This window comes from Alcaligenes phenolicus (assembly GCF_032063905.1).
In the GTDB taxonomy this organism is placed as follows: Bacteria; Pseudomonadota; Gammaproteobacteria; order Burkholderiales; family Burkholderiaceae_B; genus Alcaligenes; species Alcaligenes phenolicus.
Map to the genome: position 1 here is coordinate 70,493 of NZ_DAMBOE010000001.1, position 20,748 is coordinate 91,240.

Sequence of the window (20,748 nt, forward strand, 5' to 3'; positions counted from 1 at the left end):
GATTCTTGGAATGCTCTGTACCGACAGGTAGCCTTGCCGGGTGTTTTCGTCCGTGCCCGTGTGGGTTGCGGGCCTATCTAATCAGAGGAATACCATGAACCCGACGGCGCTTTTGCTTGCCGCATTCATCCTGTCGATTGCCGGGCTTTTTGCCTTTATCTGGTCCTTGCGCAAGGGCCTGTTCGATGCTGACGTCAGTGGTGCGCGCACTATTTTTCACAAGGGCGAAATCGGCCAGCCCGAAGAACCCTCGGCTGATGCTGCCCAACGGCAGGCGCTAAGCCTGGCGGCGGCCGACCATATTGCAGAGAACCATGGTCAGCAAACCAGCGCGCTTGAAATGGCGGCGCGTGAACAGGCCGATCGTTCCAGTTCCATGCCTGCGTTTTTGCTGATTGTCTGTGCGGTGGTCTGGCTGGTGGTGGCCTCGTTTGCGGGTTTGATCAGCTCCTTGAAACTGCACTGGCCCGAGTTTCTGGGTGACGTTTCCTGGTTGAGCTTTGGCCGTCTGCGCACGATTCACCTGAACGGCGTGGCATATGGCTGGGCACCCATGGGCTTGTTGGGGCTAACGATCTGGATGTTGCCGCGCTTGCTGCAAACCCCTTTGCTGGGTGGCCGTTTGGTGATGGTAGGCGGTCTGGTCTGGAATGCTGCGCTGGTGGCGGGGATTGGTGCTTTGGCCATAGGCTTGAATGCGGGCCTGGAGTGGCTGGAAATCCCCTGGCAAATCGGTGTGCTGTTTGCCTTTGGCGGCATGATGATTGGCATGCCGCTGGCCTTGATGCTCTCGCAACGCAAGGTCAAGCACTTGTACGTGTCGGTGTGGTACATCGGCGCGGCGCTGTTCTGGTTCCCCATCCTGTATCTGGTCGCCAAGGTTCCTGGCGTGCACTTCGGGGTGGAGCAAGCCACCATGAACTGGTGGTTCGGGCATAACGTGCTGGGCCTGTTCTATACCCCCATGTCGATTGCCGCTATTTACTACTTCCTGCCCAAAGTCATTGGACGCCCTGTGCGCTCCTACAACTTGTCGCTACTGGGTTTCTGGACCTTGGCCTTCTTCTACGGACAGGTGGGTGCGCACCATCTGATTGGTGGTCCTATCCCTGAATGGCTGATTACCTTGTCCATCGTGCAAAGCGTGATGATGGTGATCCCGGTGTTGGCTTTCTCGGCTAACCAGCATTTGACGTTGAAGGGGCATTTCAGTGCGCTGCGTCACTCGCCCGTTCTGCGTTTCATCGTCTTTGGCGCCATGATGTACACCGTTGCGTCGCTGCAAGGTTCTGCTGAAGCCTTGCGTTCGCTGAATTCCATTACACATTTCACGCACTTCACGGTGGCTCATGCTCATCTGGGTATGTACGGCTTTGTGACCATGGTGATTTTCGGCGGAGTGTACTTTGCCTTGCCTCGCATTCTGAACACGGCCTGGCCCCGTCCTGCCTTGATCTTCTGGCACTTCTGGCTGGTGGTGGCTGGCTTTGCCGTGTACATGATCACGCTCAGCATTGGTGGCGTGCTGCAAGGTTTGGCCTTGCTGGATCCCGCCCGTGGCTTTATGGAGTCGGTGGCAGTCACCATGCCCTGGTTGCAAGGCCGTTCCATTGGCGGCGCCATGATGACGCTGGGCCATCTGGTCTTTGCCCTGCACGTATTGCTGATGATTGTGAAGTCGGGTGCGTTTGCCTTGACCGAGTCCCGCTCGGCTGCAGTGCGCCGTACCGCTGAGCTGGAGGTTTAAGGACATGGAAAACGAACTGAAGTTGATTATCGGGTCCATGGTGACCTTGTCCTTGGCAACGGCCGCCATGATTGTGGTGCCCTTTTTGCAGTTGAAAGACGAGCCAGCCCCGGAAGGTTTGTCGCCCTATACCAGTCAGGAAGTACGGGGACGGGCGGTGTATCGGGGTAATGGCTGCATCACCTGCCACACTCAGCAGCCCAGTACAACGGGCGCAGGTGTGGCGGATGCCAGCCGTGGCTGGGGGCGTGCTTCGGTCGCGGGGGATTATCACTACGACGATCCGCCTTTGCTGGGCACCATGCGCACCGGGCCGGATCTGTTCAATATTGGTGTGCGTCAGCCTAGTCAGGATTGGCATTTGGGGCACTTGTACGATCCGCGCGCTTATTCACCGGGTAGCAATATGCCTCCCTATCGTTTCCTGTTTGAAGCCAAGAACCCGGATCAGGTGCAGCCCGATGAGCGCGTCGTGAGCTTGCCGCCGGGTGTGGCACCGGAGGGCAAGGTTGTGGTGGCCCGTCCGGAGGCTTTGGATCTGGTGGTGTATTTGCAGTCGCTCAAGCATGTGTATCCGATCTTGAGTGCGGATGCAGTGGGAGGTGAGGAATGAGTCGCCCTGTGCAAAGTCGTCAAAGCGAAAATGCGGATCCTCACGAGCAATACAACCCGGTTCCGCGAGTGGTGATTCTGGTGATTTTGGCCTTGCTGGCCTGGGCGGTGTATTACATCGTCTCGGCTCAGCCCAACAGCTCGCCGCGTTTGGGGGATCAGCGTCCTTTGGCGGTTCTGGCTCCTGCCCCTGGCAGTGCGTCTGCGGATGGCAAGCAGCTATATGCCAATGCCTGTGTGGCTTGCCACCAGGCAAGCGGGCAAGGTTTGCCGGGGGTGTTTCCGCCTTTGGCTGACTCTGAATGGGTGAAGGGCGAACCCAAAGTGTTAGCTCAGTTGGTGCTGCATGGCATTAACGGGCCTATCACGGTGAAAGGGCAGCAATATCAGGGCGCGATGCCTGCTTTTGCGGAGCAGTTCAGTGATGCGGAGCTAGCTGCCGTGTTTAATTTCATTCGCCATGAGTGGGGGAATGAGGCTGAGGCGGTCACTCCCGAACTGGTTGCCGAGGCGCGTGCGGCTAGTGCTGATCGAAGCCAACCCTGGCAAGGGGAGAAGGAATTGCAGGACTGGATTGCGGCGCAGTGAGGTGGCTGGGATTGGCTCTTCTGGAATTAATAATTAGAAGCACGTTTTGAAACGGTAGCACGCCGGGAACAGGCCCCCGGCTTTTGAACCGATATCTCGCCCGACCCCAGGGTTGGAGATGTCGGTTTTTTTTGTTTGGTGTCTCTGTGGGGACGCCGCTTGGGGGCCGGGTCCAGGGGGGGGCTTGACTACTTGCCGATGCTGCGCATCGGTGCCCTTGTCGATGTCTTGATACGGGCGCACTCTGAACTCGCCCGGTGGTTTGTCCACCGGACAAACCACAAGCGTCGGGCTCAAACAGCAGAGTGCTTGCATCCCGTATCAAGACATCGCCTGCGGCAAGCAGTCTGAATCGCCCACCCCCCTGGACCCGGCCCCCAAGCGGCTCACAACGGAGAAATAAAAAAAAACCGATTAGTGGCGGGAGAAAGTGCTGGTTGTATAGGAGACAGGGGGCTTTTTAGTGTTCCTTGGCTTGGCGCTTGGTGGGCTTAGGGCTTGTTGTCGGCCAAGTTGTTGAGATGGATTGAAGGGCCACTGCGATTGAGCACAGTGAGGCCAGTTGAAAAAGCCCAAAAGTAATCATCAATGATGATCAGCATGCTTGCAGTACTCACACGTTAATGACTGGCATCTATTTGTATGTAGCGAGAACACGTAAGTCAGGGGCTTTTAGAGGGGGGGCTTTGAGGGTTGCGCTTAAAAATAGAGACCAGGCATTGAAATCTGTCTTTGGGCATCTAGATCTTGGAAGCAAACCAGCTTGAATCGTGGAGTTGCATCACTGTGAACCACTTGGGTCCCTCTACAGGGATTGGGCGGATCAGAGTACTTGCCGCGGTCAGGAGATAGCGTAGGGGTTCAAGCATCCTGCTGTTTGAGCCGGACGCTTGTACTTGGTCCGGGGGACCAAGTACCCGGCGAGTTCAGGATGCGCCCGTAGCTATCTCCTGACAAGGGCACCGGTGCGCAGCACCGGCAAGTGCTCAGCCCAATCCCTGTAGAGGGCCCCAAGTGGTGGCTTCACGGAGACCGATCTCATCATTCAAAGACCGATTTAACTCTCCGTGAAACCCCACTTATAAAAAGCAGACTTACGCCGCCTTCTTCCGTAATGTCAGCCACAGACCCGCCAAGATAGCCACCAGTCCCAGTCCTGCGCGAGCCGCCAAGGTATTCCCCAGAATCAGGAAATCCAATCCCGCCGTCACCACAGGAACCAGATAAAACAGGCTAGTGACATTGACCAGATTCCCGCTGCGAATCATGCGATACAGCAGCAACTGGGCCAGCACGGAAATCACCAGGCCAAGCCATACCACCGGCCCCCAAAAGCCCAACGTGTTCTCCCAGCGGATTTCCTGTCCCAAACCTAGGGACACCAGAATAAACAAGCCCAGAGACAAGGAGTATTGCAAGGGCATCCCCTGCAACGCCCCCACAGGCTGACGCTTTTGAACAATCGTCCCGATGGTGATGCTCAACAAAGCAGCAATCGCAAATACCAGCCCCATTACGGACAAACGGCTGACAATCAGGCTTTGATACACCACCAGAATCAGTCCTGTCAGCGATAGTGCCAAACCGGCCACACGGCTTAAAGAAAAACGCCGCTCGGTCAAAGCCAAAGTCAGAATCGGCTGTACTCCCAGAATCGTGGCCAGCAGACCAGGCGTGATCCCTTGGGCCAGAGTTTCAAAATAGAAAAACGAATACAGCCCGATCATCAGCAAACCGCTGATAGCCGGCAGCAGACGTTGCCCTTTGGGCGGTAGCCAGCCGCCATTGAAGTGCCCCAGCATAATCACCATAGGCAGGGCAATGGCAAAACGCAGAATCAGCATGGCCATAACCGAGCCATGATCCAAACCGATACGAGTGAAAATACCCGCGCTGCCCCAAAGCAGCACGAACAGGGCAATAGCACCCCCTTGGGCGCGAGAAGAAGAAATCATGATGTTCTTTATCTGTCTAAATAAATTAGGTTTGTCTGCAAAGACATTCCAAGCGCATCAAGAGCGCAGGAAAAGAGAAAGAGGTCTTAGGAGCAGACGCTGTAGACGCGTGTGTCGACGACGACGTCGGACACGACTGCGGCTTGATTGACGACGCCTGGGGCGACGACAGTCAACAGCAAGACAGATGGAGGGGAGCCCGCCCGCAGCGACGCGGCCCGCGACAGGGGCAGAGTGCTTGGCAAAGAGGATGCGGGGCGGTTCATGAAATAAGAATCAGATCGTTAAATCGATGAAATACTGTAGCACAAAATATATTTAGGACGCCAATAGTCAGCCGCTAGGGTAATCGCTAGTACAGACGATAGAGCAGGCTATGTAAGAATTGCACCGATCGCGATTTCAGATCGCTGCGACATTTCCGAATAGACACGACATCCGCTGCCAATGCTGCCAGCGCCGATGTTGGGCAAAAAGGCCCAGACCGGTTCATTACCTGAACCGGTCTGGGCCTTTTTGTTTGCCTGAAATAAATCCGACCTCGTAATTAGGGCGCGAACTATTCGGACCATGCCTCCCGGCAAGACGCCATCGCGATACACAGAGCTCACGCAGCGCCAGGAGAATCCTGACGCCAGCCAGGCCGGAACCGTCACCTTGTTTTGGAGGCTTATGCCATGTTGGGTGTTGCGCTTTTCTTTATTGGGGCTGTGCTGATTGTGAATGGCGTGGGTTTGACTGGACGTATTGAAAGTCGGGACCTGGCCCCCTTTAACTTGCTGGTGGGGCTGTTGGCCCTGTTCATCAATTTGCTGGGCTTGCAGCGCGGCGAGCAAATGGCGGATTACTTTGCCGTCGCCGGTGGGCTGCTGTTTGCCTTCACCTATCTATATCTGGCCGTGGTGCAGTGGTATGGCCTGAAAGGAGTGGGCTTTGGCTGGTATTGCCTGTTTGTGGCCATCAGCGCGTTGGCCTTTGCCGGGACTGCCAGCGACCCGCGTTTGATCACCATGTGGCTCTTGTGGTCCAGCCTGTGGTTCCTGTTTTTTCTGGCCTTGGGACTGGGCCGGTCCTTGCGTATCTTGCCTGCGTATACCGTCGTGATCGGGGCCTTGACCTGCTGGTTGCCCGGCACCCTGATCATGATGGATGCCTGGTAGTTTTCATAGGAGTGCAAGCGTGGTGGGAAGCCAGAGTAATGCAGTTTTTTGGAGTAACCTGATGCTCGCTCGTAGTGTTTACCGGCAGGTCCGTCGACCTGCGCCCCTACCATGCTAGACAGGAGATGGACTTTGGCTCACAACGAACCCGTACGCGTCGGCGTTCTTTATTCCGCAACCGGCATGACCTCTACCATTGGTCAGTCGCAATGGCAGGGCACCAAACTGGCGATTGAGGAAATCAACGAGGCCGGTGGCCTGCTCGGGCGCGAGCTGGTGGCGGTGTGCTATGACCCGGCTTCCAGGCCCGCTTGCTACGCTGAACAGGCCGAGCGGCTGATTGTGCAGGACCGCGTCAATGTGATCTTTGGCTGCTACATGTCCAGCAGCCGCAAGGCCGTGATCCCGATTGTGGAGAAGTGGAACAAGCTGTTGTTCTACCCCACCTTGTATGAGGGCTTCGAGTTTTCGGGCAATGTGATCTATACCGGCGCTGCACCCAATCAGAACAGTGTGCAGCTGGCCCATTTCATGACCAGCAATTTTGGCGCGCGGGTCTACATGATTGGCTCGGACTATATCTACCCCTACGAGTCCAACCGCATCATGCGCGAGCTGGTCATGCAGCATCCCGATAGCAAGGTGCTGGGCGAACACTATCTGCCATTGGATGCCAGCGAGAGCGATTACAGCCTGATCATGGAAGACATACGCCAGAAGCAGCCGGACTTTATTTTCTCCACCGTGGTGGGGGACTCCACAGCCAATCTGTATCGAGCTTATGCCAATGCGGGCTTTAATCCGCAAACCATGCCCATTGCCAGTCTGACGACTTCCGAGGCCGAGATCGCGCAGATGGGGGCCGATATTGCCTGTGGGCACTTCACCGCTGCACCGTATTTTCAATCCATCGAGTCGGAGGTCAATGCGCGTTGCCTGGCCAGTTTGCGCAAGCGTTTTGGGGCCGACTGCCACCCTAATCTGTGTTGGGAAGCGGCCTATTCACAGATGCATTTGTTCGCCAATGCGTATCGGCAGTCCGCCAGTGATGCGATCGGGGATTTGCTGCCCTACCTGCTAGGCAGTGAACTGGACGCGCCTCAGGGGCGTATCAAGATCGATCCCAATAATCACCACACCTGGCTTTATCCACGGATTGGCCGCATCAATGCCGACGGCGAATTTGCGATTGTGCGCCAGGCAACGCGCCCGGTCTCGCCCGACCCGTATCTGGTCACCCATTCCTTGGGTGACTGGACTGCCAAGCTGGATACTTTGGAGACATAAAGCGTGGCCAACTCCTCTTCCTACGGTGATGAGCCGGCAAACAAGCCCTTGCGAGCGCGGAATCGTTTTCCGCATGCCACCTCGCCGCAGCTCAAGGAACTGCGGCAATTGACGATGGTGGTCATGCATCCGGACGATAGCGATGGCCGCTTGCTGACCCAGCAACTGCAGCGTATCGGGTGTTCGGTCCAGACGATCTGGCCGCCCACGCAAAACCTGCCTTCAGGAACGGATCTGGTGTTTCTGGCCGTGCAACCTGATCTGTTGCACTTGCGTCTGGATTGGGTCTGCGAGGAGGAAGCGCCCACGATTATTGCCGTGGTCAATTATGAAAACCCCACGATCGTGTCGGCCGTGCTGGATTTGAATATTCAGGCGATCCTGCCGTCGCCCATTCGCTCTTTTGGCTTGTTGTCCACGGTGGTGCTGGCGCGCAAATATCATAAAGAACTGCGCCAGCAACGTCGTCTGATCAGCAAGCTGCAAACCAAACTGATGGGGCAGCGGCATGTGGCGCAAGCCAAGACGATCTTGATGCGTACCCATCAGGTATCCGAGGATCAGGCCTACGATTTGATTCGTGAGCAGGCCATGAATAAACGCAGCACCATTGAGGATATTTCGATCGCCATTGTGAATGCCAGTGAAGTGCTGTCCCTGGGGCAGAAAGGTTCGTCCTTGCGGGGGAACTAGCAAGGCGTCTTGGCTATGCTGATGTGCGGTGACTGGCTAGAGCAGGCGCGTGAGTGAAGCGATAGGCATAGGCTAGCTTGGTAAAGAGAAAAAGGCAGAAACACTACCCGTTTTCATTCCTCCGACAATAGCGTTTTTCCAGAGTACGTCGCTGCCCCAGCGTAGAGATAATGAGCCATCAGGAATATGAACAGCCCCGGTCTGCCCTTGCGGTGACATCAAAGCAGCGTGCTGCCTGGGTGCAACTGCAGAAAGACCGCGATCAGCTTTACGAGCAATTAGAGACTCTGAACCGTGGTCACCTGGACTTGAGGAAATTCTTGCTCAAGGTCAAGCGCAATAATTGGATTGCCAGCACTTTAGTGGTGATTTTTACCGCGCTTGGCTGGTTGCTGGATGCATCGGTCTGGCTGCGTTGGTATGTATTGCCGATTACGTTTTTCTGCTGCGCCTTGTTGTGGTTTGGCGGAAAGCTGCTGGATCGGCTGATGCAAAGCAAGATTGCGAATCTATCCGAGTTTCTGCAACAGACGGATGCACAAATAGAAAAGGGGCGGTCCATCTTCGAGACAGACCACCCCCAATCCGATCAAGCTTGAAGTTACTCAGTGGTGTTTGGTGTTGCCACTCCCCAACCCAAGGCCTGATACAAGGCAATCACATTCAGGTACGAGCCGGTTTCCGCTATTGCCAGCTCTTGCCGGGTCTGGTTCAGGCTGCGCTGATTTTCCAGCACTTGCTGATAGGCACCGGCTCCCACTTCATAACGCGTCAAGGCACGCTCATGGGCACTTTCCAGATGTGACGCCGCTCTTGTCAGGCTAAGAAGGCTTTCCTGATGTTGAGTCAGTCTTTGCAAAGAGCCCTGAATCTCTTCCTGAGCTTGCAACAGTACTTGTTGATAGTGCAGGCGTGATTCATCGGCCACTGCCTCCATGCCACGCAAGCGCGCTTTGGCATGGCCCAGGCGCAGGGCAGGCCATTGCATGGCAGGTGAAACATCAAAGGCACGGGCAGCATGGCCCAGGTCGCTACCCCGCAGAGCAAAAAAGCCAATAAAGCCAGCCAGATCCAGGCGGGGGTACAGCTCGGCGGTGGCGGCGGCCACTTCATGCGAGCTGGCCAGGATTTCCTGTCGGGCGGCGCGTACGTCGGGTCGGTTGAATAGCATGGCGTTCACATCACCCAACGGCAGGGAAGCGGCCAAAGGTGCCTTGGCGCTAGGCAATGGCGTATCAATACTCCCGGCTTGCCCGCCGCTTAGTACCTGGATGCGCAAACGAGCCAGTTCCAGGTCGCTGCGCAGTTGGGGTACCAGGGTTTTGGCACGCTCCAGACCAGCCTGGGCATTGTCCAGATTCTCCGGCAATTCCCGTCCCAGCGATACGCCAGCCTGCACCAGCCTGATCGTGTGTTCCCAGCTGCGTACGTCGTCCTCAGCCAGAGCCAGTCGCCGCTGCAAACCTTGGGCTTGCACATATTGGCGTGCCAGTTCAGCCGCGATAGCCTGGCGAGTCAGATCCAGTTGATCTGCGCTGGCCTCGCTGCGAGCCTGCGCAGAACGGGCCAGTTGCTCCAGACGACCGAACAGATCGATCTCCCAAGTGGCCTGCATGCCCAGGCGCCAGTTCTCGGTAATACCGTGATCAATGGAGCCATCGGGCGCGGCAAATTGTGAACCGCTACGGTTGTAGCTGGCGTGGGCCGTGACGGCGGGTAGACGGTCGTGTTGGCGCTCGTCGATCAGGGCGCGGGAGGCCCGCCAGCGGGCCTGTGCCTGGGCAATATCCAGGTTGTGGTCCAGGGCCTTGGCAATCAAGGCGTCCAGCTGCGGGTCTTGCAGCAAGGTCCACCAGTTTTCGCGTTGCTCGGTGGCTTGAGAGAACTGGCTGTTCCAGTTGGTGTCGGCCAAGCTTGGAGCGGTGGGAATGGAGGTGTCCAGCCCCACCGCGCAGCCGCTCAGGATCAGGCTGGGGATCACCAGTCGCAGAGCACGCGCCACAGGCGCTAGCCTGTTTGATAGTTGTGGCGTCATGATGAGTGTTCTCCAGTCGAAGGGCGCAGGGCTTGCGCCAAATCGCGCGCCCGCGGGGTGTCTGCTTGATGGGCGTGATCACGCGCCAGCAAGGTATACAAAGTCGGCAAGATAAACAGGGTGAATACCGTGCCGATCAACATGCCCGAGACCAGCACCACACCCAGGCCAAAGCGGCTGTTAGCACCCGCACCCGAGGCAAATAGAAGAGGCACCAGACCAAAGACCATGGCCCCGGTTGTCATCAGCACAGGGCGCAAACGAATGCGGGCGGCTTGCAAGATGGCTTCGGGCTTTTTCAGGCCCTCTTTGAATTGCAGTTCATTGGCAAACTCCACCATCAGAATGCCGTGTTTGCTGATCAGGCCGACCAGCGTTAACAGACCTATCTGGGTGTAGATGTTGAGCGTGCCAAATCCCAGGGCCAAAGGCAGCAGGGCACCGCACAGGGACAAGGGCACCGTCACCAGAATGATGATGGGGTCCACCAGGCTTTCGTACTGCGCGGCCAGCACCAGATAAATCACCACCAGCGCAGCCAGGAAGGCCCACACCAGAGACTGACTTTCCTGGGTGAATTGGCGCGACTCCGATTGCCAGTCATGCGTGAATCCTGCAGGCAATTGACGGGCGATGTCGTCCAGATAGCCCACCGCTTGACCCAACGTGACGCCCGGTGCTGGAATGGCTTGCAGCGTGGCCGAGTTTTGCTGGTTGAATTGGCGCAGGCTGTTCGGTTCCACTTCGCTGTGGATTTGAACCATGGTCGACAAGGGCACCAGCTCGCCATTGGCACTGCGTACAAACTGGCGTGTCAGGGCTTGAGCCGTCAGGCGCAGTTCACGCTGGCTTTGCGGAATGACGTCGTACGAGCGGCCATCCAGCGAGAAGCGGTTCAGGTAGTTCTCGCCCACCAGTACAGCCAAAGAGTCGGCAATATCACGCAGGCTGATGCCCATGCTGGCGGCTTTGCTGCGGTCAATTTCCACACGGGAAACCGGCTTGTTGTAGTCCAGGTCGCTATCCACTACAACGAACAAGCCACTTTCACGGGCTTGCTGCTTCACCCATTCCATCGTGTCGTACACCGTGCGGTAGTCGCCGGGGCTGCGCAGTACCAGTTGAACCGGCAGACCGCCGCTGGAACCGGGCAAGGGGGCAAGCTGGAAGGCGAAGATACTGCTGCCGGGAATCGCGCTGACGCGTCCTTGCAGTTCACCCTGTACGGCGCTGGCATCGCGCTCGCGCTTGCTCCAGTCCTTCAGGTTGATCCCGCCAAAGCTGGCGGCCGGGCCGTCTGTCCCCACAATCAACCAGGTGCTTTCGGTTTCGGCCACTTCACGATACGTGTCATCCAGCAGCTTGCCGTCGCGCTCGGCATAGGCCAGGTTGGCATTTTGCGGAGCTTTCACGGCTGTCAGCACGCTGGCCTGATCCTCAATGGGAGCCAGTTCACTGTGCGTCATTTGATAGAGCACGGGCAGGCTGATAAAGACCAGCAAGGCGACCGCGCCGGTAATCCAGCGATGACGCAGGGAGCGGGCCAGCAAGTGGCCATAGCGGGCCGACAGGCCACCAAAGAAGCTCTCTGCCAGATGGGCCATGCGGCCTTCATCTTGCTGGGAGGGCAGCAGCAAGGAACTCATCACCGGGGACAAGGTCAAGGCCACCACACCGGATACCAGCACGGCACCGGCCAGTGTCAGGGCAAACTCCTTGAAGAGTGCTCCAGTCAGGCCACCCATCAGACCAATCGGGGCATAAACCGCAGCCAGCGTCAGTGTCATGGCGATTACAGGACCAGCCACTTCACGCGCGCCCAGCAGGGCAGCCACCACGGGCGAACGCCCGGCGGCAATATGACGGTGCACGTTTTCAACCACCACAATCGCGTCGTCCACGACCAGACCAATAGCCAGCACCATGGCCAGCAAGGTCAGCAAGTTGATGCTGAAGCCAAAGGCCAGCATCAAGGCCGCGGCTCCCAGCATGGATAAGGGAATGGTAGCCAAGGGGATCAGCACACTGCGGAAGGAACCCAGGCACAGATAAATCACCAGCACCACGATAATCATGGCTTCGGTCAGGGTCTTCAGTACCTCATCAATCGAGGCTTGAATAAAGCGGGCGGTTTCAAAAGCCAAGGCCACTTCTACGCCGGGTGGCAAGGTCGCCTCAATAGCGGGCAGGCGGTCACGAATGCCTTCCACAATGCGCAAGGGATTGCCGCCGGGAGTAGGGAACAAACCCAGGTGAATCGCGGGCAGACCATCCATCAAGGCGCTGGTTTCCGTCGCCGCTGCCCCCAGTTCTACCTTGCCTATGTCGCGCAGTCGTATCAACGAGGTGCCATCCTCACGCACGATCAGGTCCTGAAATTCGGCCACGCTGGTCAGGTCCGAGTTGAGCTGAATATTGCTCAAGACATGCTGGCCTTTGACCATGCCGGGAGCGGCCTGATAGTTGTTGGCGCGTACAGCCTGGGCAATATCGGCAGCCGTCAGGCCATAGCCCGCCATGCGGTCTGAATCCAGCCACAGTCGCATGGCCAGTTTCTGACCGCCAAAGGTCTGAATCTTCGCCACACCGTCAATGGTGGAGAACATGGGTTCCACCACGCGGGACAGATAGTCGTTCAGTTCCGGGATGGAGATCGATGTTGTGGAAAAGCCCACATAGGCCACGGCAGTGGAGTCCCCGGAGGAGCGTTCCACAACCGGGTCATACGCGCCTTCAGGCAGGCGATAGCGCACCTGGCTGACCTTGCTCATGACTTCGGTCAGGGCCTGGGTGGAGTCGCGGTTCAGTTCCATGCGCAAGGTCACGACACTGCGGCTTTGCACGGAGTTGGAGGACAGATAATCCACCCCTTCGACCGAGGCCAGAGCCTGGGCGATAGGTTGGGTGACAAAGCCTTGCATCAGCTGTGCAGAGGCGCCGGGGTACTCGGTGGTAATTGTGATGGTGGAGTTTTCCAGCAGGGGGTACTGCCGGATGGGCAGCTTGTCCAGGGAGAACAGGCCCAACATCAGGAGCAAAGCGCTGACCACCAGGGCAAGTACCGGCCGACGAACGAACAAGTCGGTAAAGCCGGGACGGGAGGTGGTGTTCATACGGGCTCCTTGTCCTTGGCGGTCTGCACTGTGGAGCCGTCCTGAATCTTGATCTGACCGGCGCTGACAACGGTGTCGCCTTCCTTCAGACCATCAATGATTTCGACACGCTCGTCCCATTGCTCGCCGGTTTGTACCGCCACACGTTTGACCTGCCAAAGACCCTGATCCGTGGGGGAGGCCACAAACACGGTCTGGCCGTAGGCGGTGTAGGTCAGTGCCGTCTCCGGTACGGTCAGCACAGGCGCCTCAGCCGGGCGCTTCAATTGAGCGCGGGCGTACATCCCCGCTTTCAGACGATTGTCGGGGTTGGGCAGCAGCGCTTGCAGGCGTATGGTGCGCGAATCACCAATCAAGGGATCGATAGCGCTGATTTCAGCCTGGAAGTTCTCGCCCGGCCAGGCGTCCACCTGTACTTGCAGTGTCTGGCCGACCTTCAGATCCGGCAGGCTTTGCTCTGGCACGGTCAGGTTTACGCGCAATTGGCTGTCATCGACCAGGCTGGCAATGGGCTGGCCGGGTTGCAAGTAGTGGCCCTGGTGCAGGCTGGTGATACCGATGCGGCCCGAGAAAGGGGCGGCAATCTGTTTCAAGGCCAGTTCAGCGCGTTGATATTGCAGTTGGGCCTGGGCCACAGCGTGATCGGCCTGGGCTTGATCCAACTGCTCCTGGGTAGCGGCTTGCTGTTCTTTCAGCTTGCGTACACGGGTGAGCTGAATGGCGGCCTGTTTGACCTGTGCCTGCTCGCGGCGCACGCTGGCTTGTTCCAGTTCGTCATTCAGCAAAACCAGTGGCTGGCCTGCCTTGACCTGCTGTCCGGAGGTGAAATCAATCTTGCGAATACGGCCGCTGGTCTCTGCACTGAGCAACACTTGCTGCCAGGCTTCCAGTGCACCGACGGCATGCAAAAGACGAGGAGCGGTCTGGGACTCGACGCTGGATAGTTCGACGACGGCAGGCGGGTAGGCTCCCCCTGCTTGAGCTTCTTGCGAGGCTGGCAGCAAACGCCAGCCTATGGCCAATACGCCGGCCAGAACGGGAATCATGATCCAAGTACGACGCGAACTCATGCTGCCGACCCTCCTGTCAGGGAAGAGGGCCACAAAGGCTGTTTGTGGGGAAGAGTCCAGCCGAATCGCTGATCACTTTGCGACCAGTCTTCGGGTTTGAAGTAGGTGGCTGACACAAGCTGGGCTTGCCGTAACCATGACAGAGGTCCGGCAAACAGAATCCAAATGAGGGGAGGCATGGCAGGTTCCTGTGACAACAAAGAGGCAGCCAACATGGCTTGCCTTAATTAGGTACCTGGACTATAAAACCTCAAGTTAACTTGAGGTCAAGGGGTGTCAAGATGGCAAAAACAGTGGATTTCAGTCGTGCCTTGACGGTGGGGGAAGTGGCCAAACGCAGTGGTGTCCCTGTCTCGACCGTGCATTTTTATGAAGCCAAAGGCTTGATTGCCAGCACCCGCAACAGTGGTAACCAGCGTCGTTTTGATTCGGTGGTTTTACGCTACATTGCGATCATCAAAGTGGCGCAGCGTACCGGGATTCCTCTGGAGGAAATCCACGAGGCCTTGCGCGGTTTGCCACCGGGCAGCAAGCCATCCAGCAAACAATGGCGGGCCATGTCCAGTCGTTGGCAAGCCAGTTTGAATGATCGAATTGAGCAATTGACGCGATTGCGTGATGAGCTGACCCACTGTATTGGCTGTGGGTGCTTGTCCATGAGTGAATGTCCCTTGCGTAATCCGGCCGATATTCTGGGCCAGCAAGGGCCCGGCCCCCAGATTCTGGAAAGAAAGCTGGAGGCCGGATCAGAGGTTTAGGTCGGGTCGGGCGACTGCGCGTACAGGGCTGTCGCCTCGGAGGTGACCAGCGACTGATAGCGCTCGAAGTGGTTCAGGATGTCGTTGATGACCTGGCTGGAAGACAAGCCCATCAGGTCATAACCCCGACTGCCATCGGCAAAGACAGTGCGCACTTGCCATTCCTGAGGTCGAGCCTGCTCGTTGCGAGCAGCCGCTGCCGTAAAGCTGGCAACCCGACGTGCACGCAATTCCACGCCATAGACAAAGTTGCGCTGGTTGTCGGCCTGAATGGTCAGTTGCGCCGTATCCGGCTCGCCCGTTTCCAGGCTGACATTCAGGTTGCGTTTACCCAGCTCGTCTGCCACAGCCTGCAAGGCGGGAACCACGGTCTCACCCATGAAGCGACGGGCATCACGCTGGTTGGGCGTGTGCAGAATGGTCGAGAGGCGGCGACGCCAGGACACTTCCGAACCCGGTGCCGGGCCGGACATCGGACCTTGACGACGCAATCGTGACATATCTGCCTTCATGCCTTTGAACAGCCCCAGAATCAACAAGAACATGATGATGGCAAAGGGCAGGGCGCTGACCAGCGTGACGGTTTGCAACGCTGTCAGGCCACCGGCCAGCAAGAGCAGCGAGGCAGCGGTGCCTTCCAGCGCGCACCAGTAAATGCGTTGCCAGACTGGAGCGTCTTCCACCCCGCCGGCGGCCAAGGTATCGATAACCAAAGAGCCCGAGTCAGCCGAGGTCACAAAGAAAATGGCGACCAGAATAATGGCCAGCGTCGAGGTCACATTGGACCAGGGCAGGTATTCCAGGAATTCGAACAGCGCCACGGATGCATTGGCGGCAGCGTCCTGCGCCAGTTGACCCGCGGCCACACCCATATCCAGGAAGATGGCGGTGTTGCCAAAAACGGTCATCCAGAAGAAGGTGAAGACGGTGGGCACCAGCAGTACGCCCAGCACAAATTCACGCACGGTGCGACCACGCGAGATGCGGGCGATGAACATGCCGACAAAAGGCGACCATGCGATCCACCAGGCCCAGTAAAACAAGGTCCAGGCTTTCATCCAGCTTTGCCCGCGGAATGCTTGTGTACTAAATGAGCGTGCAAAGAAGTTATCGAGATAACCGCCGATATTCTGTACAAAAGCATTCATCAAAAAGGCTGTAGGGCCCACGGCGAGCACAAACAGCATCAAGGCAATGGCAACCAGCAAATTCAGTTCGGACAGGCGGCGAATGCCAACATCCAGTCCACTGACAACAGATAAGGTAGCCAGTGAGGTAACCACCACAATCAGGACAATTTGCAGCCAGGTTTCCTGCGGCCAGCCAAATAAATGCTCCAGACCGGCATTGATTTGAAGTACGCCCAAACCCATGGAGGTAGCAATACCAAATAGCGTGCCGCAAACAGCGAAAATATCCACGCTATCGCCAATCCAGCCTTCAATGCGCTTGCCAAATAAGGGATACAGGCCCGAGCGAATCGTTAAAGGCAGGTTGTAGCGAAAGCAGAAATAGGCCAGCGACAAACCCACGACCGCATAGACGGCCCAGGCATGAACGCCCCAGTGAAAGAAGGTGATGATCTGCGCCTGATGGGCGGCTTCCACTGTGCTGGCCAGACCCGAGGGCGGGGCCGAGAAGTGTTGCAGTGGTTCGGCCACGGCAAAGAACATCAAACCAATACCCATACCGGCGGCAAATAGCATCGCCATCCAGGTGAGATAGGGGTAATCAGGTTCCGAGTCGTCCGGCCCTAATTTCAAATTACCGTAGCGGCTTAATGCCAGATAGACGACGGCAAAGAAAAACAGGGCCACAGCCAGGATATAGAACCAGCCGAAACTTTTGATGACCCAGTTTTGTAACTGCTCAAAAATAAGTGCGGCGTCTTTAGGGAAAATAATCCCGATCAGCAAAAAGACCAGGACGATAAAGGTAGATCCCCAGAACACCCGTGGATGTAGCGTGCTTTTAAAAGGCAGCCCCATGTCATGCTCCGTTTGTAACTAAGAGGGCACAGCTTAACGAGAACGACTGCCGGTTGAAAGGTTTGTTAGATTAAGAAATATTTGCTCAGGCTCGGAAAGGATCTATTGGCAAAATTAATTCCTGGTGTCCAGCCTGGCGGGTCAACTCCAATTGATGCAACACACTGGCACTGGCCGTATGCACCGCGGAATGCAGGTCTGCACCCAAAATAAGATGGGCCAGCAAGGTGGAGGCAAACAGGTCTCCGGTACCTTTGGCGGCACAATCCACGCGCGGATGGCTAAGCAGGGTGTCGGCACGCGGCTCCTTGCGAGACATCAATAATTTGATCTGACCATCCTGCCAGGAGTCGGGAGCGGCGCTGGTAGCAATGACCCATTCGGTACGGCCATTTAGCAAGGCGTGCGCGGCGCTTGAACTGCCCTGGATGGTGTCGCAAGGCTGTTGGGACAGCAAGGACAGCTCGTAGTTATTGGGAGTCAGGCCCGTGGCCAGCGGCAGCAAGGTTTCGTGATAGGCGGGAATCAGCGCCGGGTCCACGTAGACTCCTACATCCAGATCGCCGATGACCGGGTCCACGATGACCAGAGTGTCCGGATGATCCTGCAGCAAGGCCTTCAGCCAGTTCGCAATGATGACGGCCTGATTGGCGCTGCCCAGATAACCGATCAGGACAGCGCGTACCTTGTCCAGCGCACCGCGCAAGACCAGATCGTTCAGAAAGCCTTCCAGCCATTCATCGGGGACGGCACCGCCGTGCACCGTGGGGTATTGCGGGTTGTTGCTGAGCAACACGGTGGGAACGGCGGCCACTTTAAAGCCGTGCCTACGTAAAGTCGGGCCGGCAACATTGTTGCCCACCCGACCGTAGACCACTTGAGACTGAATCGAAACGACATCCACATGGTAGGGATGTCGTTCACGATCGACAAACGTTACAGCAGCAGTGTTCATGCAGCGCAATCAGCGGAACTGGCCTGTTTAAGTTGGCTGAGCCAGCTGGTCAGGACCGTGGCGGCAGCGGCGTGCAGGCGTTTTTGTACCGCCATGGCTTCCAGACGCAGCATTTGCGGATCGATATCAGCTTGTCCCAGTTCGTTGGCATGACCAACCAGCCAGCGTTCCAGCTTGCTGGTGTCGGCTTCCAGGTGAAATTGCAGGCCCAGGACTTGGGTTCCGAAGGAGAAGGCCTGATTGGGGCCTACGTCCGTGCTGGCCAGGTGAATAGCTCCGTCAGGAATATCGAACTGATCCCCGTGCCAGTGCAGGACGGGAATGCCGCTAACGGCGGCCAGGGGCGATTCTTTGCCCGCTTCGCTCAGTTTCAACGGAGAGAAACCGATTTCTTTCACACCCAGGGGGTAGACATTGGCACCCAGGGCGCGCGCAATCAGTTGTGCGCCCAGGCAAATGCCCAGCAAAGGTTTGCCTGCCAGCAAGAACTTGTTGATCAGTTCCAGCTCATCAGACAGGAAGGGGTAAATCTTTTCGTCGTAGGCGCCGATTGGCCCGCCCAATACAATCAGCAGGTCAGCGTCCTGTTCACCCACGTGACGCAGTGACTCGACGGAAGGGTCAATGTATTGAACTTGGTAGCCCTGTTCGATCAGAACAGGTTCCAGTGTGCCCAAGTCTTCAAAATGGATATGACGCAGTGCGATGACTTTCTTCATAAGAGGTTCTTTCAATCCAGATGGTAAGGATGGTCAGCTCGTGGTACCGATGTCTACATTAATGGCACCCGATAAGGGGAAGGTGCAACATGCCAGTGCATGGCCCTGGGCCTTGTCCTGGTCGCTCAGGCAAAAATCCGGTTCAGAGCGGTACTTGCCCTCCGAAATCTGTACCCGGCACGCGCCGCAAATGCCCGAGCGGCATTGACTGCGAATAGGCACATCGGCGGCCTCCAGCATTTCCAGCAAGCTGCTGCCCGGTTCAGGCGAGAGCGTTTGCCCGGTGCTGCGTACATTGATTTGCAAGGGCGCGCTGCCTGTTTCAGGCAGGATTTCCACGCCGGAACTGACGGGCGGGGAAAAAGCCTCGATCAACATGTGCGAGATGGGATGAGCCTGAAGGGTGTATTCGCGCAAGGCCTGGGCAAAACCGTGGCTACCGCAAATCACGACGGCCTGTGGGTCTTTTAACTGCTCCATATTTTCAAAAGAGGGGCGACCCACTTTGAAATGAGCGCTTTCGCGAATCTTTTCCTGCGTGACAAACACGGTCAGCGTGAACCAGCTGGTGCCCAGATCCAGTTGCAGCAGTTCATGCAGGAAGGGAATGTCGGCAATACGGGCAATACTGAGGAGCAAATGTACTTGTGGTACAGGCAAGCCGTCCTGGGCTCGCGCCGCCAACTCACGCAGCAAGGCAATGGGCAGGGTAATGCCAATGCCGCCGGCGATCATGGCGATACGCTCGTAACCCACAATAGAGTTCACCGAGATTTCACCCGCCACATATTGCAGGGGCACACTCATGCCCTCGCGCAAGGTGGCGTGCAGGTGATCGGAGACGCTATTGCGGCCCGACCCTTTCACGGCAATTTCAATCAGGTCTGGATCGGCCACACGGGTGATCGAATACATACGCTGTTGAATGGTGCCGCCGGTATCGGGGTAGCTCAGGGCGACATGCTTGCCTGCCTGCAAGGCTCTCAGAAAATCAAAGTGGCCACTTTGCACTCGCAAGGTAAACACTTTGACGTTTCCGGCCTCGGGGCGAACGGTCTCGCAGCGCGCCTGAATCATGGCTGTCATTGCAGCGCCTCCTGTTGTTCGGCCTCGGCAGGAGCCTTGCCGGACTTGCTGTTCAGGCCAATGCGTTCGATCAGGCTTTCTACCGAGCCGGTGTACACACCAATTTCGTTGGAGTCGCCGGTGTCGTGCAATATGTCGCGAGCATTGGGGAAGTTCACCATGGAGAAGACTTTTTCCCAGGCGCCCATTTCATTGTTGGCGAACATTTCCACGGTGCGCAAAATAACGGCGCGCATATGTTCGCGCTCTTTCTGGCTCAGTCCGTGAATGATGTCCGAAGCCACAAAGCTGAACACGCTGGAGTGGCTCCACTCGTCCATGGCATGGGTGCGGGTCACTTCATGGCACACGGTCTGGATGCTCTTGTCCTCGGCCATGGTCTTCAGGTAGTCGGTAATCAGGGTCTCGGACGCGCAGGCAATGGCGAAGCGGGTCAGACGACGCTCGGATTCGGAACCGCATTGGCTCAGGATGTCATTGCGCCACTGCACCAGGTTGAAATTGGTGAAATCCAGGGGCGTCAGACCACGCATGGAGTAGATGTAGTTGCAGGCCATGATGGACATGCGAGTGTGCAGGGCCTCGTCCAGCAAGGCCTGGGACATCACGTCTTGCAGCAGATTGCGGTTGGCGCTTGGGGGCGGGGTCTTGATGATGTCTTCGCAAGAAGGCGTGACCACGTTGCACTCAACGTAAATGGTCTTCAGGTTGTAAATGCCCCAAGCGTAGGACAAGCACTGCGATTTCAATTCTTCAGGAGCTTCCAGCCAGGCCTGATGCTCGCGAAAAGGCAGCAGGCATTCACTGAAATCGGCCTTGTTGGGGTCGAAAGCCAGATTGTTGTAGTCAGGCAGTTCCTGATTCACGGCAGCCCGGTTTTTCCAAAGTACCGACAGTTTTTGCAGCATATTACGTACGGCGTCATCAGTTTCGTAGCTTTTGATTGTCATTTCAAACTTCCTTGCTGTTGATTGCGATCTGT

17 protein-coding genes are annotated in these 20,748 nt (G+C 57.0%); 8 read left to right on the forward strand and 9 right to left on the reverse strand.

Annotation, left to right across the window (positions count from 1 at the left end):
- The first annotated feature begins 94 nt into the window (after window positions 1–94).
- Genes U2949_RS00345 through U2949_RS00355 form a run of 3 tightly spaced genes read left to right on the forward strand, consistent with a single transcriptional unit; the run spans window position 95 to window position 2,947 of the window.
- Complete coding sequence (locus tag U2949_RS00345; protein ID WP_321285489.1) at window positions 95–1,747, forward strand: cbb3-type cytochrome c oxidase subunit I; 1,653 nt, start codon at window positions 95–97, stop codon at window positions 1,745–1,747.
- A gap of 4 nt (window positions 1,748–1,751) precedes the next feature.
- On the forward strand, window positions 1,752–2,360 hold the full coding sequence (locus tag U2949_RS00350) for a cbb3-type cytochrome c oxidase subunit II (RefSeq protein ID WP_026484661.1): 609 nt from the start codon (window positions 1,752–1,754) through the stop codon (window positions 2,358–2,360).
- Window positions 2,357–2,947 (forward strand): c-type cytochrome, encoded by a 591-nt coding sequence (locus U2949_RS00355; protein WP_026484660.1) that lies wholly within the window; start codon window positions 2,357–2,359, stop codon window positions 2,945–2,947. The genes U2949_RS00350 and U2949_RS00355 overlap by 4 nt, the downstream gene beginning before the upstream one ends.
- A gap of 1,094 nt (window positions 2,948–4,041) precedes the next feature.
- On the opposite strand, the gene U2949_RS00360 is transcribed toward U2949_RS00355, so the two are convergent.
- Entirely contained in the window at window positions 4,042–4,902 is an 861-nt protein-coding gene (locus tag U2949_RS00360) for a DMT family transporter (RefSeq protein ID WP_063691118.1), read from the reverse strand.
- A gap of 677 nt (window positions 4,903–5,579) precedes the next feature.
- On the opposite strand from U2949_RS00360, the gene U2949_RS00365 reads away from it, so the two are divergent.
- The 4 genes from U2949_RS00365 to U2949_RS00380 all read left to right on the forward strand — a co-directional run bounded on the left by U2949_RS00365 (window position 5,580) and on the right by U2949_RS00380 (window position 8,641).
- On the forward strand, window positions 5,580–6,062 hold the full coding sequence (locus tag U2949_RS00365; protein WP_321285493.1) for an AmiS/UreI family transporter: 483 nt from the start codon (window positions 5,580–5,582) through the stop codon (window positions 6,060–6,062).
- Window positions 6,063–6,173: 111 nt separating this feature from the next.
- Complete coding sequence (locus U2949_RS00370) at window positions 6,174–7,349, forward strand: transporter substrate-binding domain-containing protein (RefSeq protein WP_222653572.1); 1,176 nt, start codon at window positions 6,174–6,176, stop codon at window positions 7,347–7,349.
- Window positions 7,350–7,352: 3 nt separating this feature from the next.
- On the forward strand, window positions 7,353–8,042 hold the full coding sequence (locus U2949_RS00375; RefSeq protein WP_321285496.1) for an ANTAR domain-containing response regulator: 690 nt from the start codon (window positions 7,353–7,355) through the stop codon (window positions 8,040–8,042).
- Window positions 8,043–8,254: 212 nt separating this feature from the next.
- On the forward strand, window positions 8,255–8,641 hold the full coding sequence (locus U2949_RS00380; protein ID WP_321285498.1) for a hypothetical protein: 387 nt from the start codon (window positions 8,255–8,257) through the stop codon (window positions 8,639–8,641).
- Window positions 8,642–8,643: 2 nt separating this feature from the next.
- Here the strand turns inward: U2949_RS00380 and U2949_RS00385 are convergent, their stop codons facing one another.
- The 3 genes from U2949_RS00385 to U2949_RS00395 are packed head-to-tail and all read right to left on the reverse strand — an operon-like array spanning window position 8,644 to window position 14,260.
- The gene (locus U2949_RS00385) at window positions 8,644–10,077 is read right to left on the reverse strand and encodes a TolC family protein (protein ID WP_321285500.1); all 1,434 of its coding nucleotides are present in this window, start codon (window positions 10,075–10,077) and stop codon (window positions 8,644–8,646) included.
- Window positions 10,074–13,190: a MexW/MexI family multidrug efflux RND transporter permease subunit gene (locus U2949_RS00390; RefSeq protein WP_257723596.1), complete on the reverse strand. Its 3,117-nt coding sequence runs from the start codon at window positions 13,188–13,190 to the stop codon at window positions 10,074–10,076. Before U2949_RS00390 ends, U2949_RS00385 begins: the two co-directional genes overlap by 4 nt.
- On the reverse strand, window positions 13,187–14,260 hold the full coding sequence (locus U2949_RS00395) for an efflux RND transporter periplasmic adaptor subunit (protein ID WP_321285502.1): 1,074 nt from the start codon (window positions 14,258–14,260) through the stop codon (window positions 13,187–13,189). The genes U2949_RS00390 and U2949_RS00395 overlap by 4 nt, the downstream gene beginning before the upstream one ends.
- 281 nt (window positions 14,261–14,541) lie before the next feature.
- Here U2949_RS00395 and soxR point away from each other — a divergent pair, with 281 nt between their 5' ends.
- Window positions 14,542–15,018, forward strand: coding sequence for a redox-sensitive transcriptional activator SoxR (soxR, locus tag U2949_RS00400; protein ID WP_026484650.1), 477 nt, complete (start codon window positions 14,542–14,544; stop codon window positions 15,016–15,018).
- Here the strand turns inward: soxR and U2949_RS00405 are convergent.
- From U2949_RS00405 to U2949_RS00425, 5 genes are all read right to left on the reverse strand, one after another.
- Window positions 15,015–17,006, reverse strand: coding sequence for a BCCT family transporter (locus tag U2949_RS00405; protein ID WP_035275289.1), 1,992 nt, complete (start codon window positions 17,004–17,006; stop codon window positions 15,015–15,017). The two genes, soxR and U2949_RS00405, sit on opposite strands and share 4 nt — an antisense overlap.
- 85 nt (window positions 17,007–17,091) lie before the next feature.
- Window positions 17,092–17,961 (reverse strand): pyridoxine/pyridoxal/pyridoxamine kinase, encoded by an 870-nt coding sequence (pdxK, locus tag U2949_RS00410; RefSeq protein WP_321285504.1) that lies wholly within the window; start codon window positions 17,959–17,961, stop codon window positions 17,092–17,094.
- Window positions 17,958–18,680 carry a glutamine amidotransferase gene (locus tag U2949_RS00415; protein WP_321285508.1) on the reverse strand — a complete coding sequence of 241 codons (723 nt, stop codon included), beginning with the start codon at window positions 18,678–18,680 and terminating at the stop codon, window positions 17,958–17,960. Before U2949_RS00415 ends, pdxK begins: the two co-directional genes overlap by 4 nt.
- A 33-nt stretch (window positions 18,681–18,713) precedes the next feature.
- Window positions 18,714–19,766, reverse strand: coding sequence for a 2Fe-2S iron-sulfur cluster-binding protein (locus U2949_RS00420; RefSeq protein WP_321285511.1), 1,053 nt, complete (start codon window positions 19,764–19,766; stop codon window positions 18,714–18,716).
- A complete protein-coding gene (locus U2949_RS00425) occupies window positions 19,763–20,716 on the reverse strand; it encodes an AurF N-oxygenase family protein (RefSeq protein ID WP_035272004.1) in 954 nt (317 codons plus the stop codon). Before U2949_RS00425 ends, U2949_RS00420 begins: the two co-directional genes overlap by 4 nt.
- Window positions 20,717–20,748 lie beyond the last annotated feature (32 nt).

Bases quoted from the DNA above. Each gene is read 5' to 3' on its own strand.
- U2949_RS00345 (WP_321285489.1), top strand. From the start codon at position 95: ATGAACCCGACGGCGCTTTTGCTTGCCGCATTCATCCTGTCGATTGCC.
- U2949_RS00350 (WP_026484661.1), top strand. From the start codon at position 1,752: ATGGAAAACGAACTGAAGTTGATTATCGGGTCCATGGTGACCTTGTCC.
- U2949_RS00355 (WP_026484660.1), top strand. From the start codon at position 2,357: ATGAGTCGCCCTGTGCAAAGTCGTCAAAGCGAAAATGCGGATCCTCAC.
- U2949_RS00360 (WP_063691118.1), bottom strand. From the start codon at position 4,902: ATGATTTCTTCTTCTCGCGCCCAAGGGGGTGCTATTGCCCTGTTCGTG.
- U2949_RS00365 (WP_321285493.1), top strand. From the start codon at position 5,580: ATGTTGGGTGTTGCGCTTTTCTTTATTGGGGCTGTGCTGATTGTGAAT.
- U2949_RS00370 (WP_222653572.1), top strand. From the start codon at position 6,174: ATGCTAGACAGGAGATGGACTTTGGCTCACAACGAACCCGTACGCGTC.
- U2949_RS00385 (WP_321285500.1), bottom strand. From the start codon at position 10,077: ATGACGCCACAACTATCAAACAGGCTAGCGCCTGTGGCGCGTGCTCTG.
- U2949_RS00390 (WP_257723596.1), bottom strand. From the start codon at position 13,190: ATGAACACCACCTCCCGTCCCGGCTTTACCGACTTGTTCGTTCGTCGG.
- U2949_RS00395 (WP_321285502.1), bottom strand. From the start codon at position 14,260: ATGAGTTCGCGTCGTACTTGGATCATGATTCCCGTTCTGGCCGGCGTA.
- soxR (WP_026484650.1), top strand. From the start codon at position 14,542: ATGGCAAAAACAGTGGATTTCAGTCGTGCCTTGACGGTGGGGGAAGTG.
- U2949_RS00405 (WP_035275289.1), bottom strand. From the start codon at position 17,006: ATGGGGCTGCCTTTTAAAAGCACGCTACATCCACGGGTGTTCTGGGGA.
- pdxK (WP_321285504.1), bottom strand. From the start codon at position 17,961: ATGAACACTGCTGCTGTAACGTTTGTCGATCGTGAACGACATCCCTAC.
- U2949_RS00415 (WP_321285508.1), bottom strand. From the start codon at position 18,680: ATGAAGAAAGTCATCGCACTGCGTCATATCCATTTTGAAGACTTGGGC.
- U2949_RS00420 (WP_321285511.1), bottom strand. From the start codon at position 19,766: ATGACAGCCATGATTCAGGCGCGCTGCGAGACCGTTCGCCCCGAGGCC.
- U2949_RS00425 (WP_035272004.1), bottom strand. From the start codon at position 20,716: ATGACAATCAAAAGCTACGAAACTGATGACGCCGTACGTAATATGCTG.